The following is a 17887-nucleotide window of genomic DNA, read 5'->3' on the forward strand; positions in this document are numbered from 1 at the left end:
CTTCGACGCTAGGGAGGACGGCCACGGCGGACATCCGCCGCCGGGAGCCGGCGACTACTCCGCCGGGAGTAGCGGCGGCGCGCTCAGCTCCCCTCCTCGGGCCGCTCTCCCGCCCGCACCAGCCCCGTCTCGTACGCCAGCACCACCAGCTGGGCCCTGTCGCGCGCCGACAGCTTGCTCATCACCCGGCTGACATGCGTCTTCGCCGTCAGCGGGGACATCAGCAGCCGCTCGCCGATCTCGTCGTTCGACAACCCGCGACCGACCAGCGCCAGCACCTCCCGCTCCCGTCCGGTCAGCGGTTCCAGCCGCCGCACGGCCCGCGTCTCGGGGCCCTTGAGGCGGGTGAACTCCTCGATCACCCGGCGGGTGACGGCGGGTGCGAGCAGGCTGTGCCCGGCGGCGACCGTACGGATCGCGGAACGCAGGTCCTCCGGGTCGATGTCCTTCAGCAGGAAGCCGGCGGCCCCGGCCCGCAGGGACTCGAAGACGTACTCGTCGATCTCGTACGTCGTCAGGACCAGGACGCGCACGGAACCCAGGGCGGGGTCGGCGGCGATGCGGCGGGTCGCCTCGAGGCCGTCCGCGCGGGGCATACGGATGTCCATCAGCACCACGTCGGGCCGCGTGGTGCGCGTCAGCTCGACCGCCCGCACCCCGTCGGCGGCCTCCGCGACGACCACCAGGTCGTCGGTCAGGTCGAGCAGGGCACGGAAGCCGGCCCGTACCACGGTCTGGTCGTCGGCCAGAAGAACCCGGATCACGCCCTCGCCCCACCGCCGGCGGGCAACCGCGCGCAGACCCTCCAGCCGCCGCCCGGCACCGGCCCCGCCTCCAGCCGGCCGCCCACGGCGGCTGCTCGCTCCCGCATGCCGATGAGGCCGAAACCGTCGCCGACGAGCCAGGAACCGTCAACCGGCCGGCCTCCCGCGACCCCGTCGTCGACGACCTCCACGGCCAGCTCGTCTCCGTCCCGGCCCACCGACACGGTCGCGTGCCGGGCGCGCGCATGCTTGATCACGTTGGTCAGTGCCTCCTGCACGATCCGGTACGCCGCCAGCTCCACCACCTGCGGCAGCTGCCCGGCGTCCATGCGCAGCGTCACATCCAGGCCCGCCGCGCGCATCCGCTCCACCAGTTCGGGCAGCTCGCCCAGCCGCGGCGCGGGCCCGGTCGATACGCCCCCCTCCGCCCGCAGCACGCCCACCGTGGCCCGCAGTTCCCGCACCGCCTCCTTGCCGGACGCCCGCACCTGCCGCATCGCGGCCCGCGCCACCTCCGGCTCGGTGTCGAACGCGTCCAGCGCCAGACCCGCCTGCACGGTCATCGCCGACACGGTGTGGGCCACCACGTCGTGCAACTCCCGCGCGATCCGCACCCGCTCCTGCTCCACCCGGCGCTGCGCCTCCCGCTCCCGTTCCGCCTCCGCCCGCGCGGCCCGCTCCGCGTACGCGCGCACCTGCTCCCTCCGGCCGCGCACCACCTCGCCCAGCAGCAGCGGCACCAGCGGCCACAGCATCTCCAGCAGCGGCGCCCCCTGCGGCTGCGCCACGTCCTTGCCGGCGACCACCGAGACGATCCCGGAGGCGAGCGCGGCGACCGCACCGGTACGGACCGTCCGCGTCCGGTTCCCCTGCACCGCCACGGTGTACAGCGCGACCATCACCGGCAGGTTCAGCAGCTCACCGATGTGCCCGTACAGCGCCCATCCCGCGCAGGCCGCCCCGGTGACCAGTGCGACTGCCATCGACCATCGGCTGCGCACCAGCAGCGCCCCGATCGACACGGCGAACAACAGCCAGGTCACGCCGTCGGCCTGCCGGTGCCCGGGGTCGTTGACGGCCACGTCCGGCCCGGTGAACAGCGCGACGACCGCCGCGATCAGCAGATCCGCGAGCGGCGGTGGCAGGGGCCAGGGGGCACGCAGGCGGTACCGGGGCTCGGAACGGCTCACAGCCTCACGGTAAGAGCCGACCGCCGCGTGCGCGTACATCCGCGGGAGTACACGCCGCCGGCGAACTCGCGGGGCGCAGCCGGATCCGGGCCGAGCGGGCCTGGTCCGGACGGCACGCGCGGACGGGGCAACCGGCGCGGCACGACACCGCGGTGGCCGGAGCGCCGACGGCGTGGCGTCCGCGCGAGCCGGGCCCATCGGGCCCCTGTCAGGGACCTGCGGGCAATGCCGCCGAGGGCGCCCCGCCCGGCACGCTGGAGCCGGCAGTCCGTTTCCAGGAGGTGGACCTGATGTTCCGCAGCATTGCCGTGGGGCTCGACGGCTCGCTCCAGAGCCGTGCCGCCGCCGAGTGGGCGGCGCGGGAAGCGGAACTGTGGCAGCTGCCGCTGAGGTTGGTGCACGTATGGGAACCGGTCCCCGAGCCGGTCGCCGAGGTCGCGCATCTGACGCCGGAGAAGCTGAGGCGCTGGAGTGAGCAGATTCCGCGTCAGGTGGCCGACGGGCTGCGCTCACGGCACCGGGAGCTGGATGTGCGGGTGGAGTCGGTTCCCGGCAGCCCGATGGACGTACTGCCCCGGGTGGCGAAGGAGACCGAGCTGCTCGTGCTCGGCTCGCGGGGGCTGAGCGGGCTCGGCGGGTTCCTCGTCGGGTCGGTGGGCATGTACGTGATCGGTCACACGGAGGCCCCCGTGGTGCTGGTGCGTGCTGTGGCGGGGGCGGACGGGGAGGAGCGCGAGCGCGCGTCGTCCGCCGGGGCCGCGCGGCTGCCCGTGGTGCTCGGGATCGACACCCGGCACCCCGATGACGCGGTGATCGCCTTCGCTTTCGAGGAGGCGGCACGCCGGGGCACCGCGGTGAGGGCCGTGCACGCCTGGACGCTCCCGGCCCACTACGCCTTCGCCCTGCCCGCCGGCCCCCGCCTCGGTGACGACCTGGGCGAACAGGAGGCGGCCGCGCTCACGAAGATCCTGAGTCCCTGGCGGGAGACGTTCCCGGACGTCGAGGTGGTCGAGGAGTCCGCCGCCGGGAGCGCCGCGAGCCGTCTCGTCGAGGCCTCGCGCGAGGCCTCGCTGGTCGTGGTCGGCCGCCGGATCCGCCGGGCGCCCGTCGGTGTCCACATCGGCCCCGTCACGCACGCCGTGCTGCACCACTGCGCGGCACCCGTCGCGGTCGTGGCGCACCACTGACGGCCACCGGTCCGCCGTGCCCTTCCTGACCGGTCCCCCTGACCCGTGCCGCCTGACAGACCCCTGCTGACAGACCCCTGCTGACAGGCCCGGGGGACGGGTCTTTCCGGCGGGTCCCGGCGGGGGCCGATCGGCACGGGGCCGGGGCCGACCGGCCTTCGAAGCGCCCCGGTCAGCCCATGGGACGGCCGCCGGATCCGCCGGATGCTCGAGACGACCGACCGGTTGTGTGAGGAGCCCTGTGATGACGCAGCACGACGTGACCGACCGGCCGCCCGTCCACGCGCTGCTGGCCGACGGCGCCACCGTCTGCATCCGTCCCGTCCGGCCCGACGACCACGAGCAGATCCAGCGGCTGTACGAGGAGATGTCCCCGGAGAACCTGCGGCTGCGGTTCTTCTCCCTCTCCCGCAGGTCGGCCCGGCTCGCCGCCGACCGGGCCTGCGGACCGGCCCGCCCCGGCTACCGAGCGCTGCTCGCCGAGCGGCAGGGCCGGGTGATCGGCCTCGCGGAGTACGAGACGGAGGACGGCCGGGCCGACCAGGAGAGCGAGGCCGGGGCGGGGCGGAAGACGGCGGAGGTGGCCGTCGCCGTGGCCGACGGGCTCCACCACCGGGGCGTCGGCACCCTGCTCGTCGAGCACCTCGTCTCCGCCGCCCGCGCCGACGGCATCACCGCCTTCACCGCCGACGCGCTCAGCGAGAACCGCGAGGTGCTGAAACTCTTCGCCGACCTCGGCCTGCGCACCGAACGCCGCTTCGAGGGACCGGAGGTGCGCTGCACCATCGCCCTCGACCAGAACGACACCTACCTCACGGCGGTCGAGGAACGCGGACGCACCGCCGACGTCGCCAGCCTGCGCCCCCTGATGCGGCCCAGGACCGTCGCGGTCGTCGGCGCCGGCCGCACCCCCGGCTCGGTCGGCCGGGCCATCCTGCGCCAGCTGCACTCCGGCGGCTGCACCGGCCGGCTGTTCGCGGTGAACCCCGCGGCCACCGCCATCCTGGGCGTGCCGTCGTACCCCTCGGTCTCCTCCCTGCCCCGGATCCCCGATCTCGTCGTGATCGCCACGCCCGCCCCCGCGGTCCCGGCGATCGCCGAGGAGTGCGGGCGGGCGGGCGTCCGGGCCCTGGTGGTCGTCTCCGCGGGCTTCGGCAAGGACCAGGCACGGCGGCTCCTGACCGCCTGCCGTACCTACGGCATGCGGCTCGTCGGCCCCAACTGCCTGGGCATCAGCAACACGGAGCCGGGCATCAGCCTCGACGCCACCTTCGCCGCCGGGCACCCCAGCCCCGGCACCGCGGGCGTCGCCGTGCAGTCGGGCGGCGTCGGCATCGCGCTCCTCGAAGGACTGTCCCGGCTCGGCATCGGCGTCTCCTCCTTCGCCTCCCTGGGCGACAAGTACGACGTCAGCGGCAACGACATGCTCCAGTGGTGGGAGAGCGACGGCCGCACCGGTCTCGCGCTGCTGCATCTGGAGTCCTTCGGCAACCCGCGCGCCTTCTCCCGCACCGCCCGCCGGGTGACCCGCAGGATGCCGCTGCTGACGGTGGACGCCGGCCGCACCGAGGCGGGCAGGAAGGCCGCCGCCTCGCACACCGCGGCCGCCGCCACCCGCACCATGACGCGCGACGCGCTGTTCACCCAGGCCGGCATCACCGCCACCCGCTCGGTCGGTGAACTTCTCGAGACGGCAGCTCTGCTGCACGCCCAGCCGCTGCCCGCAGGCCCGCGCGTCGCGATCGTCACCAACGCGGGCGGAGCGGGGGTCCTGGCGGCCGACGCCTGCGCCGAGGCGGGGCTGGTCCTTCCGGCGCTCACCCCGGAGCTGACCGACGACCTGCGCGCCGCCCTCCCCGAGGGCGCCGCCGTCGGCAATCCCGTCGACGCCACCGCGGCCGTCACCGAACAGCAGCTGACGGACTGCGTGGAGCGGATCGTGCGCCACGGAGGCATCGACGCGGTGGTGGTGACCCTCGTCCCCACGGCGGTCGCCGCGGCAACCGGGGACGACCTGGTGCGAGCCGTCACCCGAGCCGTCACCGAGGCCGCCGCCCCGACGACGCCGAAGCCGGTCACCCTGGTACGCCTCGAACAAGCGCGGTCCGTCGAGCTGCTTCCGGCGGCGGCCGGCGGCGGCAGCATCCCCTCCTACGCCGAACCCCAGGCCGCCGCACGGGCGCTCGCCCACGCCGCACGCCGCTCCGCCTGGCTCGCCCGCCCCGCCGGGACCGACCCCGCGCTCGACGGCGTGAACGCGGACCGGGCTCGCGCGCTGGTGCGGGACCACCTCGCCGCCCACCCCGACGGCGGCTGGCTCGACCCGCGCCCCTGCGCGGACCTGCTGGCCTGCTACGGCATCCCGCACATCCCCTGGGCCTGGGCGGAGACCGAGGACGAGGCGGTGGCGGCCGCCGAACGGCTGCGCGGCGCCGACGGCCGGGTGGTGATGAAGGCCCACTGGCCCGGACTCGTGCACAAGAGCGAGCAGCGCGCCGTCCACCTCGACCTGCGCGGCGAACAGCAGATCAGGTCCGCCTTCCGCGACCTGCGCACCCGTTTCGACGGGCTCGTCACCGGCGTCGTCGTGCAGCCCCTCGCACCCCGCGGCACCGAACTGTTCGCCGGGGTCGTCCAGGACCAGGTGTTCGGCCCGCTGGTGCTGTTCGGACTCGGCGGCACGGCCACCGAGATCCTGGCCGACCACGCCGCCCGCCTCGCCCCGCTCACCGACCACGACGTGCAGGACCTGATCACCTCACCGCGCTGCGCCCCGCTGCTGTTCGGCGCGCACGACGGCCGGGCCGCCGACGTGGCCGGTCTGGAACAGCTGCTGCTGCGGCTGTCCCGGATGGCGGAGGACCTGCCGCAGCTCGCCGAGGCCGACTTCAACCCGGTCCTGGCGACACCGGACGCCGTCACCGTGCTCGACGCACGGATCCGCCTGGTGCCGTGCCGGCCCCAGGACCCCTATCTGCGCCGGCTCCGCTGAGAGCCCGCGGCTGATCGCTGCTCCGTACGGCAACGACCAGCAGACGCTGCACACGGCGTGACCGGCACCGGCCGCGCCGGACGCGAAAGGAGGCACCGCCATGACCGGCACCGTGTTGGTCACCTACGGAAGCACGAACGGGTCCACCGCACGCATCGCCGAGACCGTCGCCGACGTCCTGCGCAAGGACGGACTGACGGTCGAGGTCCGGCCCGCCGAGGACGTGACGAGCGTGGCACCCTACGACGCCGTCGTGGCCGGCGCCGGACTCTACGGCGGTCGCTGGCAGAAGGACGCCCGGCGCTTCCTGCGACGGCACCGCAGGGCCCTGGCCGAACGCCCCCTGTGGCTGTTCAGCAGCGGCCCGCTCGACGCCTCCGCCTCCGAGCGCGACATCCCGCCCGTGCCCGGCGTCAGGAAGGCCGTCACCGCCCTCGACGCCCGCGGCCACGTCACCTTCGGCGGCTGCCTGCAGGAGGGCGCCAAGGGCTGGATCGCCCGCATGATCCTCCGCGACGGAAAGGGCGGCGACCACCGCGACTTCATCGCCGTCGAGGCATGGGCGACCCGGGTCGCCGACGAGATCAGGCACATCTGAGCCCACCGGCCGGCACCTTCTGACACCCCGGCGCCCGGCGCCGGGGTCCCTCCGCAGAGGCTCTGCTCCCGGCCGTCAGGCGGCACGCCTGAAGCGGCCGGTCCGGGGGCGGGCCACCAGACCGAGGAGGTCGTGCAGGGCCGCACCCGTCTCGGCCCAGCGCCGGAGCCTCTCACGGTCGACCCAGTGGACGCCGTGCCGGTCGCCCCACTGCCTGGCGTCACGGGTAAAGCCGCCGTTGGTGACGACGACGGCGTGATCCGCTCCATGGACCGGGCCCGCCGTCCCCTTCACCGCGTACATCACCGAGGAGCCGACCTTTCCGCCGACACGGGTGTGCTTGGCCTGCACGACGATGCGCCCGAACGGGCCCTGGTAGGCGATGACATCGGCGGCCTGGTCGCCGCCCCCGCCGACCCGCCGAGCCGTCCAGCCGTCACGGATCAGCAGATCGCGCAGCGCACACTCGAATCGGCGATCGTCCAGGGCGTCGAGCTGGGTGAGGGTGAGGCGAAGGGCGGCCAACCGCGCCCTGTCCCGGGCCCGTTGCGACGACGCCCGCCTGATCCGGCGCACCGCGACGGCGCCGGCGACCAGGGCGCAGGCCGGCAGCACCGGCCACACGGCGATCACGGCGTCGACGACCGCGGCAGCCGTCCGGGCCAGCAGAACGAGCACGGCCAGTCCGACGAGCGCAGCCGAGAACGACTCTCCGGCACCGCGCGGGCGCCGCAGACGCATCCGGCCCATCAGCGGCCGGCCGTTTCACTGACCGCCGGCCTGGGGTCGTTCGAGGGGGCCGACGTCCCGGCCTCCCCGAAGCCGAACAACTGGCCCCATAACCAGACGCCCGCCAGAAGACCGGCGATCATCCAGCCGCTCATGCGCTTCGCACTGCGGGGTTTCGGGTTGCGGCGCAGGTGGCCGCGGACGTAGTGGAATCCCTCGGGTGCCTTCCTCATGCCGTCTCCCTCTCGACGGAGGCCGCCTCGTGCGGCCTGCTCTGCAACCGGGTGTACCAGCGGGCACTGACAACGCCTGACGGCCTTTCACGGCGTCGCACCCCCCTCGGTAACGATCCGGCCCGCCCCGGCGGGGCAGCAGCCTCGCGCGCACGGGCTCCGCCGCGCGGGCACCCGGGCTCTGACCTGGGCGCACGGACGCCTGCGCCGGATCAACGGCGGCACATGGAGGTTGGCGAGAAAAGACGGCGCGCACCGGATGCGGAATGCGCCGTGGTGCGCCCTGGCCTTCCGAGCGACGGGCCGGACGCGGAGCGTCCCTGCGGACCGGGGACCTTCGGCCCGTTCCGAGGGCCCTGCAGCCTCTCCGGTCGGGGTTCGTGGAGCGGGACATTGAAGGTGCAACGAAGCCGTTGAGAGCCGGCTTCACCGTGCGAAAGAGGTGAGCGCCATGGCAGTTCACGAGCACCCGCACCGACGTCCCGCCTTCCGCTTCCCGTCGCTGCGCCGGGGCGCGGCGGACCGGGCGTCCGCCGGGGCGGCGACCGCGGAGGCCACCGCCGCCGGCGCGTACGCGATGGCCGGGCTCCGGATCCTGACCGGGTTCGTCTTCCTGTGGGCGTTCCTGGACAAGACGTTCGGCCTCGGCTACGCCACCCCCTCCGGGAAGGGCTGGATCGACGGGGGCTCTCCCACCGAGGGCTTCCTCAGCGGTGTCGCCGTCGGACCGATGGAGTCCGTCTTCCACGACTGGGCCGGGGCCGCCTGGGCCGACTGGCTGTTCATGCTGGGTCTGCTCGGCATCGGAGTCGCCCTGCTCGCGGGGATCGGCCTGCGGATCGCCGCGGTCGCCGGGACGGTGATGATGGCGCTGATGTGGATCGCGGAGTGGCCGCCGGCCAGGCACCTGTCGGACGGCTCGCCGAGCATGTCGACCAACCCGTTCGCCGACTACCACCTGGTGTACGCGGTCGTCCTCATCGCCCTCGCCGCGGCCGGGGCCGGCGCCACCTGGGGACTCGGCAAGGCGTGGGCGCGGCTGCCCTTCGTCAGCCGCCACCGCTGGCTGCTGTGAGAGCGGGTCCGAGAGCGTGGGCCGCCGGCCTGCCGCGGGAGAGGGGCGTTCCCGGCCGTACGGGGACGCCCCTCCCCGTACGCCCGCGCGAGGGTCCGGGCCGGACGGGCGGTAGCCGCGGACGTGCGGGGAGGCGGCGGCCGGGTCACGATGTGACGAGGGTGGCGGCACCGCACGTCGCGGCGGTACCGCGCGACGCCCCGGCCGCACGGCACACGAGGAGAAGCACGTCGTGGTGGACCCGGACGAGGAGTCGGCCAGGGCGCAGCAGCGTATGGAGCGCCTGCTCAACGCTGTCCTGGCGGTCAGCCGCGAGCTGGAGCTGCCGGTGGTGCTGCGGCGCATCGTCAGCACCGCCATGGACCTGGTCGACGCCCGCTACGGCGCCCTGGGCGTGCTCAACGACGACGGTTCAGCGCTGGAGAAGTTCATCCCGCTCGGCCTGAACCAGCAGGAGTACGACGCCCTGGCCGGCTCCGACTTCCCGCACGGCCGTGGCCTGCTCGGCCATCTGATCCACCACCCCGAGCCGCTGCGCGTGGCGGACCTGCCGGGCCACCCCGACTCGGTGGGCTTCCCGCCGGGCCACCCGCCGATGCGCACCCTGCTCGGCGTCGCCATCAGCGTCCGCGGCCGGATCTACGGCAATCTCTACCTGTGCGACCGGCGGGACGGCCGGCGCTTCGACGACCACGACGAGGCCGTGGTGACCGCACTCGCCGGGGCCGCAGGCATCGCCATCGAGAACGCCCGCCTCTACGAGCAGTCCCGGTCCTCGGCCGAGCACTTCCAGCGGCTGCTGCTGCCCACCCTGCCCGAGCCGGCACCGTTCGCCGCCGCGGCCGAGTACCGCCCCGCCAAGGCACCCGGTCACCATCTCGGGGGCGACTGGTACGACGTGCTGCCGCTGCCGGACGGCTCCTGCGCCGCCATCATCGGGGACGTGGTCGGACACGACCTGACCGCGGCGGCGGCCATGTCGCAGATCCGCAACATGCTGCGCGCCCTGCTCTACGACCGCCGCACCCCGCCCAGCCTGGTCCTGCACCGCCTCGACCACACCCTGCACGCCATCACCAAGGCCCCCGTCACCACTGCCTGCCTCGCCCGCATCGAACGGCAGGGCGAGGGGTGGCGTGTGCTGTGGTCCACTGCGGGACATCTGCCGCCGCTCGTCGTCACGGCCGACGGACACGCCAGTTACCTGGAGGCCGAGCCCGGTCTGCCGCTCGGCGTGGACGAGTCGCTGCCCCGCCCCGACCACACCCGCGCGCTGAAGCCGGGGGACACGGTCCTGCTGTACACCGACGGACTGGTCGAGCATCCCCGCCGCTCGCTGGACGCCTGCCTGGACGAACTCGCCGCGGAGGCAGCGGCGCACAGCGGCCTGCCGCTGAAGGACCTGTGCCGCGTGCTGGCCGACCGGCACCCCGGCTCGGGCGACGACGATCTCGCGCTCCTGGCGATCCGGCCACCGGGCCCGCCCTGAGCCGTGCCCCGGTGCACGAAGCGGCGGCGGGTAGGGCCGACCGGCCCTGGCCCCGCGGGCCCGGATGGCGGAGGATCGGCGAAGGACGGACAGTTGCATCGCGCGGTGCGAAGGAGCGCGCGATGCGGAGAAGGAGCGATTCCATGGCGGACGGCGCGCAGCCGGGCGACGGCGGCCCGATCAGGGTCTTCCTGCTGGACGACCACGAGGTGGTGCGGCGCGGGGTGCACGATCTGCTGGACGACGAACCGGACATCACCGTCGTCGGCGAGGCCGGCACGGCCGAGCAGGCCCTGGTCCGCGTGCCCGCGCTGCGTCCGCAGGTGGCCGTGCTGGACGTGCGGCTCCCGGACGGCGACGGCGTGACCGTCTGCCGCGAGCTGCGCTCGCGGATGCCGGAGCTGGCCTGTCTGATGCTCACCTCCTTCGACGACGAGGAGGCGCTGCTCGACTCGATCATGGCCGGGGCCGCCGGATACGTACTGAAGCAGATCAAGGGCTCGGACCTGGTGTCGGCGGTCCGCACCGTCGCCTCCGGCCAGTCGCTGCTCGACCCCAGCGTCACGGCCCGGGTGATGGACCGGCTGCGCCAGGAGCGGGAGCCGTCACCGGAGGAGGAGGCGCTGCCGGGGCTCACCGAGCGGGAGCGGGAGATCCTGGCCCTGATCGGCGAGGGCCTGACCAACCGGCAGATCGGCCAGCGTCTCTACCTCGCCGAGAAGACGGTGAAGAACCACATCTCGCGGCTGCTGGCCAAGCTGGGCGTGGAGCGGCGCATCCAGGCGGCGGTCATCGCCACCCAGGCCCAGGACCGGCTCAGGCACGAAGGGCACTGACCGGGGGGAAGGGCGACGACTCACCCGTTCCCGGGCGTCCCCCTCAGCTCGCGGCCGGTGACCAGCTCGGCCTCGATCCGCACGATCACCGACTCCGGCAGGGGCATCCAGGAGGCGGGGGCGGTCTCGGACAGCCGTTCCACCTCGGCCGGGTCGGTCACCACGGTGGCCGGCCCGGTGACGATCACGCTCCAGCCGGAGCGGGTGGCCGCGTCGTACTCGTCCGCCTCGAAGGCCACGACGAAGCCGTCCACCGCGCGCACCAGCTCGGAGTTGGGCGAGGTGCGCAGCAGGACGTTGGCGTCCGCGTCCAGGGAGAAATTGATGGGCAGCACCGCCGGAAGGGCGTGCCGGGTGTAGACCACGCGGCCGACCGGCACCTTGGCGAGCAGCCGAAGGCACTCCTGCCGGTCGAGTGCGCGGAAGGCGTCCTGGTGGTCCATTGCTTCATGTTCTCCGCCACCGCCGCGAGAGGATAGGGCCGACCGGCCCCACCTGCGCGGCTGTCCTCAATTCTCAGGAAAGGATCACCGACCGGGCCGTCCGGGACAAGGCGCCGACCACCGCCGGCACCGTGGCCGGTGCGCCGCTCCCCGACGGCGTGGGCGCGGTGCGCATGCGTGGCGCCGCGGCCGGGCGGGGCACCGTGCTCGCGCGAAGCGCCCGGCACCAGGTGGGCACAGCGCTCACGCGCCGCTCTCCGCGGGCAGCGGCACCGTCCACTCCACGACCGTGCCGGTCGGCTCGTTCGGGCCGACGGTGAGGTCACCGCCCAGGTCGGTGGCGCGGCGGCGGCAGTTGTCCAGGCCGCTGCGGCGGGTGACGGCCGGGTCGATGCCGCGGCCGTTGTCCGCGACCCGCAGCCGCAGCCGGGTGCCGTCGGCCTCGGCGGTGACCTCCACCGCGGAGGCCTTCGCATGCCGGGCCACGTTGGACAACGTCTCGCGGAGCACCGCGAGCAGATGCTCGGCGTGCGCCGCGGGCACGCCCGTGTCCAGCAGCCCGGTCATGCGCAGGGCGGGGCTGAAGCCCAGCACCTCGGCGGCCAGGTCGGTCTCCGCCAGCAGCTGCGCCCGCAGTTTCGGCCGCCCCTCGGAGCGGTCGTGCTCCCGCAGGGCGTAGATGGTGGTCCGCACCGTCTTGACGGTGTCGTCGAGGTCGTCGATCACCCGCTGGACCCGCTTGGCCACGTCGGGGCGGTCGTCCAGCCGGGCCAGCACGGAGTTGAGGGTCAGGCCCGAGGCGAACAGACGCTGGATGGCCAGGTCGTGCAGATCGCGGGCGATGCGGTCGCGGTCGGTCAGCACCATCAGCTGCTCGGCCTCCCTGCGGTGCTCGGCGATCTCCAGCGCGAGCGCGGCCTGGTCGGCGAAGCCGCTGATCATCGTCATGGTGGCATCGGAGAAGGTCTCGCCGCCCGGCATGTTGGCCACCTGCAGTACGCCGCGGACGTGCTCGCGGCCGCTGAGCGGCAGCAGGAAGCCCGGGCCCAGCCGTACCCGGCTGGCGGAGCCGCTGCCCTCCTGGGGCTCCTGGGACAGCGCGCTGCTGGTGATCCGCTCACCGGTCCGGTGGACCTTCACGGCGAGCGAGGTCTCCGGCAGCAGCAGTCCGCGCACCTCCTCGGCACCCTCGCCCTCGGCCGCCTCGATCACCAGCTCCCCGCCCTCGGCGATCGGCACCGCCACCGTCACCAGATCCGCCCCGGCCAGCGACCGTACCGTCGCCGCCACCTGGTGCAGCACGGAGTCGGGCTCGGTCCCGGACAGCAGGCTGCGGGTCAGCTCGCTGCTGGCGGCCTGCCACTGCTCACGGCGGCGCGTGTCCTCGTAGAGCCGGGCGTTGTCGATGGCGACACCGGCCGCCGCGGCCAGGGTGCGCAGCACCGCCTCGTCCTCGTCGTCGAACTCGCCCCCGTCGCGCTTGTCCGTCAGATACAGGTTGCCGAAGACGCGTCCGCGCACCCGGATCGGGGTACCGAGGAACGACGTCATGGGCGGATGCCCCTCGGGAAAGCCCACCGACTCCGGATGTCTGGTGAGGTCGGCCAGGCGCAGCGGCTCCGGCTCCCGGATCAGCAGGCCCAGGATGCCGCGCCCCTCCGGGTAGTGGCCGATCCGCTCGATGGTCTCCTCGTCCACGCCGACGGTGATGAACTGGGCGATCTTGCCCTCCTCGCCGAGCACGCCCAGCGCCCCGTACTCGGCGTCGACCAGGGTGACCGCGGACTCGGTGATGCGCCGCAGCACCACACCCAGGTCGAGATCGGAACCGATCGACAGCACCGCGTCCAGCAGGGTGTGCACCCGGTCACGGGTGGCCCGCACCTGCGCCACCTGCGCCTGCAGGCCCTCCAGCAGCTCGTCCAGCCGCAGCTGAGGTGCCCCCGGGCCGCGCCCGTGCCGTTCGACCGGACTGTCCACCATTCCCGCTCCCTCCGGTGGGGGTACCGCAAGGCACCCCACCAGCATGCCCAACGGTCCTCCCCGCGCGCGAACGCTTGCCCAAGTACGCGCCGGCCGTGTGCCGTCCGGACATCGATCGTATGACGCCCCGTCCGGCGCCGGGTCAGCGGAGCAGCAGCTGGACGATGGCGACCGAGCCGACGGCGACGATGAAGACGCGCAGCGCGAAGGGAGGCAGCCGCCGCCCCACCTTCGCGCCGACCTGGCCACCCAGCGCGGACCCGACGGCGATCAGCAGCACGGCGGACCAGTCGAAGTCGGCGACGAACAGGAAGAACAGCGCCGCGATGGTGTTCACGATCGCGGCGAGGACGTTCTTCACCGCGTTCAGGCGCTGCAGGGTGTCGTCGAGCAGCATCCCCATCAGGGACAGGTAGATGATCCCCTGCGCCGCGGTGAAGTAGCCGCCGTAGACGCTGGCGAGCAGCAGCGAGCCGAAGAGGACGGGACCGCCGTGGGAGACGGCGGAGGTGCCGTTGCGCTCCCGGCGGCGCTGCACGGCCGCCGAGAGGCGCGGCTGGAAGATCACCAGCACCAGGGCGAGGGCGACCAGGACGGGAACGATCGTCTCGAAGGCGGTCTCGGGCAGCATCAGCAGCAGGACCGCGCCCGCCAGACCGCCGGTCGCGGAGGCCCCTGCGAGTCTCAGCACCAGGCTGCGCTGCCCCTTCAGCTCCGCCCGGTAGCCGATGGCGCCGCTGACCGACCCGGGGATCAGACCGAGGGCGTTGGACACCGTGGCGGTCACCGGCGGCAGTCCGGTGGCGAGCAGCACCGGGAACGTGATCAGGGTGCCCGAGCCGACGATCGTGTTGATGGTGCCGGCGCCGATTCCGGCAGCGAGGACCGCCAGAGCCTCCCAGATGGACAAAGCCATCTCCTTCGCGTCGCGGGTACGCCTCCCCGCCCTGCAGGTCGAGGGGCCGGTTCCGATCATCCATGAGCGGATCGGGGGGCGAGCGGCGGGGGGCCCGGCGGTCGGGCTCGACACGTTTTGCCCGGGGTGCTGTACACATCATCCAGTGGTTGGACATATAGTCCAGGTGTCGATCCGGGAACCGTGCGGACGAGGGGAGTGGGCATGGCAGCCGACGAGGCGCGGCTCGGCGCCGAGCGCGACGCGATCCTGGCGGCGCTGCGGCCGGTCGTCGAGGGGCTCGCGGCCACCTTCGGACCGGTGTGCGAGGTGGTGCTGCACGACTACCGGCGCCCGGAGGCGTCCGTGATCGCCGTGGCCGGATCGGTGACCGGCCGGTCCGTCGGCGGGGCGATGAGCGAGATCGGGATGCGGATGCTCGCCCGCGGCGAGGAGGCGCAGAACGAACTCAACCAGCTCACCCGCACCCGCACCGGGACGCTGGTGAAGTCCTCCACCATGCCGCTGCGCGACTCCACCGGCGCGGTCTTCGGCGCCCTGTGCGTCAACATCGACGCCGGGGCCGTCGGGCAGGCGCACGCCCTGCTCGGCGCGCTCGCCGGCCTCGGCACCGGCCCCGCGGCCGATCCGCCGGCGACCACCTTCGGCAACGACATCGGCTCGGTGGTGGACGCCGTCATCGACGCCCACCCACTGCGCCGGCACCGCGGCTGGGCACAGCTCGACCGCGCCGAACGGCTGCGGCTCTTCCGCGACCTGGAGGCGAGCGGGGTGTTCGCCGTCCGGCGCTCGGTCGAGCAGGTCGCGTCCCGGCTCGGCATCTCCCGCGCCTCCGCCTACAGCTACCTCTCCCAGGCCCGGAACGGGGAGCCTGCCGAGAACGAGGCCGGCCCCCCGCACCCCCCGGCCGCGCCCGGCGCGCGCTCCCGGTCCGGCACCCCGAACACATCCGCCGATCCCGCCCCACCCGGAGGCCCCGCATGACGACCACCAGCCAGCCGGTGACCCTGGACGACGTCCGCTCCGCCGCCGAGCGCCTCAAGGGCGTCGCCCACCGCACCCCGGTGCTGCGCTCCCGCACGCTGGACGAAAGGGCCGGCGCCGAGATCCACCTCAAGTGCGAGAACTTCCAGCGGGTCGGCGCCTTCAAGTTCCGCGGCGCCTACAACGCGGCCTCCCGGCTCACCCCCGAGCAGCTGTCCCGGGGCATCGCCGCCTACTCCTCCGGCAACCACGCCCAGGCGGTCGCGCTCGCCGCCTGGGAGCTCGGCACCCGTGCCGTCATCGTCATGCCCGAGGACGCGCCGCCGTCCAAGCGGGCGGCCACCGAGGGGTACGGAGCGGAGATCGTCACCTACGACCGCTACACCGGCGACCGGGTGGCCATCGCCGAGGCGCTCGCCGCCGAACGGGGCCTCACCCTGATCCCGCCCTACGAGCATCCGCACGTCATGGCAGGACAGGGCACGGCCGCCCTGGAACTGCTGGAGGAGGCGGGCGCGCTGGACCTGCTGCTCGCCCCGGTGGGCGGCGGCGGTCTGATCGCCGGCTGCGCCACCGCCGTCAAGGGGCTCCGGCCCGGGGCGCGGGTCATCGGGGTCGAGCCCGAGGCGGGTGACGACACCAGACGGTCGCTGGAGGCCGGACACCGGGTGACCATCCCCGTTCCGCGCACCATCGCCGACGGGCAGGCCCTGCCCACCCCCGGAGAGCTGACCTTCTCGGTCAACCGGCGGCTGCTGGACGGGGTCGTCACGGTCGGCGAGGACGAGATCAGGGACGCCATGCGCTTCGCCTTCGAGCGTCTGAAGATCGTCCTGGAGCCGAGCGGGGCCACCCCGCTGGCCGCGCTGCTCACCGGCCGGGCGGGCGCGCTGGCCGGCCGGGTCGGGGTGATCCTCTCCGGCGGGAACATCGACACCGAGCGCTTCGCCAGGCTCTGCGGCCCCGGCGCCTGACGCCCCCGGGCGGGCCCGTCACCCGAATGGCGCCGCCGAGTTGCCGGGCGGACGATGGAGTGGCGGGCCCAGGCCGTGCACGCCCACCGGGGCCGCGTGTCACGCGGTCACGTGAGCATGCCGGGCGAGGTCGCCAGGGCCACCGGAAGGGAGAAGGGCCATGCTGGAGGTCAAGACGCTGGACAAGCCGGACGAGCGGCGCGACTTCCCCAGGGGACACCTCGAAGCGGTGCACCTGACGGGGCTGGACTTCGCGGTGGCCACGTTCGAACCGGGGTGGCGCTGGACGGAGTCCGTCGGCCCCATCGCCGGGACCGAGCTGTGCGAGATCCACCACAACGGCTACGTCGTGCAGGGCCGGCTGCACATCCGGATGAACGACGGCGCCGAGAGCGAAGTGGGCCCCGGGGACGTCTTCGTCTGCCCGCCGGGCCACGACGCCTGGGTCGTCGGCGACGAGCAGGTCGTGGTGTACGACTTCGCGGGCACCATGGCGCAGGAGTACGCGAAGAAGGAGTAGTACCAGCACTGCACGGAGTGCTGACACCCCGGAGACCCGGCCAGGAAACCGAAGGCGCAGCGCTGGGCCGCGCGCCTTCTGGGCCGTGCCGTGAACCGTCGAGGAGCGCTGATGGGCAACGGAAGTGACACGGCCGCGGCCGACCGTGCCCTGAAGGACAAGCACCGCGCGATGTGGGCTCAGGGCGACTACCCGAGCGTGGCCGCCGAGATGATCCCCGGTCTCGGGGAGATCCTGGTCCGGGCGGCCGGGGTGAGCCCGGGGGACCGGGTCCTCGACGTGGCGGCCGGTACGGGGAACGCCGCCATCCCCGCGGCACTGGCCGGAGCCGAGGTGGTCGCCTCCGACCTGACCCCCGAACTGCTGGAGACCGGGCGGCGGCTGGCCGAGCAGCGGGGCGCCGAGCTGCGCTGGCAGGAGGCCGACGCCGAGGCCCTGCCCTTCGACGACGGCTCCTTCGACGTGGTGCTCTCCTGCGTCGGCGTCATGTTCGCCCCGCACCACCAGAAGGCCGCCGACGAGCTGCTGCGCATCTGCCGCCCCGGTGGCACCGTGGCACTGCTGAGCTGGACGCCACAGGGGTTCCTCGGCCGCATGCTCGCCGCGATGAAGCCCTACGCCCCGCCGCCCCCGCCGGGTGCGCAGCCGCCGCCGCTGTGGGGCGACGAGAGTCATGTGCGTGCGCTGTTCGGCGACCGGATCACCCAAGTGACGGCCGAGCGGCGCATGCTCACGGTGGACCGCTTCGCCTCGCCCGAGGAGTGGCGGGACTACTTCAAGCAGCGCTACGGCCCCACGATCAGCGTCTACCAGGCGATCGGCGACGACGCCGGGCGTGCCGCCGCCCTGGACCGGGACCTGGCGGAGCTCGCCCGGAGCCACGACCGGGGGGCGGGCACGGACGGCACGGTGATGGACTGGGAGTACCTGCTGTTCACCGCCCGCCGCGCCGACGCCTGACGCCCGGCCCCACG

The 17887-nt window shown here is 74.0% G+C and carries 17 protein-coding genes; 10 read left to right on the plus strand and 7 right to left on the minus strand.

The features are described 5' to 3' along the window. Positions 1-83 precede the first annotated feature (83 nt). Positions 84-761 carry a response regulator transcription factor gene (locus tag HCJ93_RS01040; RefSeq protein ID WP_373563542.1) on the minus strand — a complete coding sequence of 226 codons (678 nt, stop codon included), beginning with the start codon at positions 759-761 and terminating at the stop codon, positions 84-86. Then, on the minus strand, positions 761-1954 hold the full coding sequence (locus HCJ93_RS01045) for a sensor histidine kinase (RefSeq protein ID WP_309141281.1): 1194 nt from the start codon (positions 1952-1954) through the stop codon (positions 761-763). The genes HCJ93_RS01040 and HCJ93_RS01045 overlap by 1 nt, the downstream gene beginning before the upstream one ends. 290 nt (positions 1955-2244) lie before the next feature. On the opposite strand from HCJ93_RS01045, the gene HCJ93_RS01050 reads away from it, so the two are divergent. From HCJ93_RS01050 to HCJ93_RS01060, 3 genes are all read left to right on the plus strand, one after another. Further along, complete coding sequence (locus tag HCJ93_RS01050) at positions 2245-3141, plus strand: universal stress protein (RefSeq protein WP_167990176.1); 897 nt, start codon at positions 2245-2247, stop codon at positions 3139-3141. Between the two features lie 244 nt (positions 3142-3385). Then, positions 3386-6133 carry a bifunctional acetate--CoA ligase family protein/GNAT family N-acetyltransferase gene (locus HCJ93_RS01055; protein ID WP_167990178.1) on the plus strand — a complete coding sequence of 916 codons (2748 nt, stop codon included), beginning with the start codon at positions 3386-3388 and terminating at the stop codon, positions 6131-6133. Between the two features lie 100 nt (positions 6134-6233). Continuing rightward, entirely contained in the window at positions 6234-6731 is a 498-nt protein-coding gene (locus HCJ93_RS01060) for a flavodoxin domain-containing protein (protein WP_167990180.1), read from the plus strand. Between the two features lie 75 nt (positions 6732-6806). Here HCJ93_RS01060 and HCJ93_RS01065 read toward each other — a convergent pair whose 3' ends face one another. Both HCJ93_RS01065 and HCJ93_RS01070 read right to left on the minus strand, forming a co-directional pair. Continuing rightward, complete coding sequence (locus HCJ93_RS01065; RefSeq protein ID WP_167990182.1) at positions 6807-7481, minus strand: restriction endonuclease; 675 nt, start codon at positions 7479-7481, stop codon at positions 6807-6809. Beyond that, the gene (locus tag HCJ93_RS01070) at positions 7481-7693 is read right to left on the minus strand and encodes a hypothetical protein (protein WP_167990183.1); all 213 of its coding nucleotides are present in this window, start codon (positions 7691-7693) and stop codon (positions 7481-7483) included. Before HCJ93_RS01070 ends, HCJ93_RS01065 begins: the two co-directional genes overlap by 1 nt. Before the next feature lie 451 nt (positions 7694-8144). Here HCJ93_RS01070 and HCJ93_RS01075 point away from each other — a divergent pair, with 451 nt between their 5' ends. The 3 genes from HCJ93_RS01075 (at position 8145) to HCJ93_RS01085 (ending at position 11093) form a co-directional block, all read left to right on the plus strand. Continuing rightward, on the plus strand, positions 8145-8768 hold the full coding sequence (locus HCJ93_RS01075; protein ID WP_167990185.1) for a DoxX family membrane protein: 624 nt from the start codon (positions 8145-8147) through the stop codon (positions 8766-8768). Positions 8769-9042: 274 nt separating this feature from the next. Next, positions 9043-10257: a PP2C family protein-serine/threonine phosphatase gene (locus tag HCJ93_RS01080; protein WP_167990394.1), complete on the plus strand. Its 1215-nt coding sequence runs from the start codon at positions 9043-9045 to the stop codon at positions 10255-10257. Positions 10258-10400: 143 nt separating this feature from the next. Continuing rightward, positions 10401-11093 (plus strand): response regulator, encoded by a 693-nt coding sequence (locus HCJ93_RS01085; RefSeq protein WP_167990187.1) that lies wholly within the window; start codon positions 10401-10403, stop codon positions 11091-11093. A 20-nt stretch (positions 11094-11113) separates the two neighbouring features. Here HCJ93_RS01085 and HCJ93_RS01090 read toward each other — a convergent pair whose 3' ends face one another. From HCJ93_RS01090 to HCJ93_RS01100, 3 genes are all read right to left on the minus strand, one after another. Next, positions 11114-11536 carry a pyridoxamine 5'-phosphate oxidase family protein gene (locus HCJ93_RS01090; RefSeq protein ID WP_167990188.1) on the minus strand — a complete coding sequence of 141 codons (423 nt, stop codon included), beginning with the start codon at positions 11534-11536 and terminating at the stop codon, positions 11114-11116. Between the two features lie 243 nt (positions 11537-11779). Next, complete coding sequence (locus HCJ93_RS01095) at positions 11780-13519, minus strand: sensor histidine kinase (RefSeq protein ID WP_167990190.1); 1740 nt, start codon at positions 13517-13519, stop codon at positions 11780-11782. A gap of 142 nt (positions 13520-13661) precedes the next feature. Further along, complete coding sequence (locus HCJ93_RS01100; protein WP_206316639.1) at positions 13662-14435, minus strand: sulfite exporter TauE/SafE family protein; 774 nt, start codon at positions 14433-14435, stop codon at positions 13662-13664. Positions 14436-14639: 204 nt separating this feature from the next. Here HCJ93_RS01100 and HCJ93_RS01105 point away from each other — a divergent pair, with 204 nt between their 5' ends. The 4 genes from HCJ93_RS01105 to HCJ93_RS01120 all read left to right on the plus strand — a co-directional run bounded on the left by HCJ93_RS01105 (position 14640) and on the right by HCJ93_RS01120 (position 17873). Beyond that, positions 14640-15419, plus strand: a complete 780-nt coding sequence (locus HCJ93_RS01105) for a helix-turn-helix transcriptional regulator (RefSeq protein WP_167990193.1) — start codon at positions 14640-14642, stop codon at positions 15417-15419. Next, the gene (locus HCJ93_RS01110; RefSeq protein WP_167990195.1) at positions 15416-16393 is read left to right on the plus strand and encodes a pyridoxal-phosphate dependent enzyme; all 978 of its coding nucleotides are present in this window, start codon (positions 15416-15418) and stop codon (positions 16391-16393) included. Before HCJ93_RS01105 ends, HCJ93_RS01110 begins: the two co-directional genes overlap by 4 nt. Before the next feature lie 160 nt (positions 16394-16553). Further along, positions 16554-16913, plus strand: a complete 360-nt coding sequence (locus tag HCJ93_RS01115) for a cupin domain-containing protein (protein ID WP_167990197.1) — start codon at positions 16554-16556, stop codon at positions 16911-16913. Between the two features lie 111 nt (positions 16914-17024). Beyond that, positions 17025-17873, plus strand: a complete 849-nt coding sequence (locus HCJ93_RS01120; protein WP_167990198.1) for a class I SAM-dependent methyltransferase — start codon at positions 17025-17027, stop codon at positions 17871-17873. The last annotated feature ends 14 nt before the right edge of the window (positions 17874-17887 follow it).

It is taken from the genome of Streptomyces composti (assembly GCF_012034205.1).
Lineage (GTDB): Bacteria > Actinomycetota > Actinomycetes > Streptomycetales > Streptomycetaceae > Streptomyces > Streptomyces composti.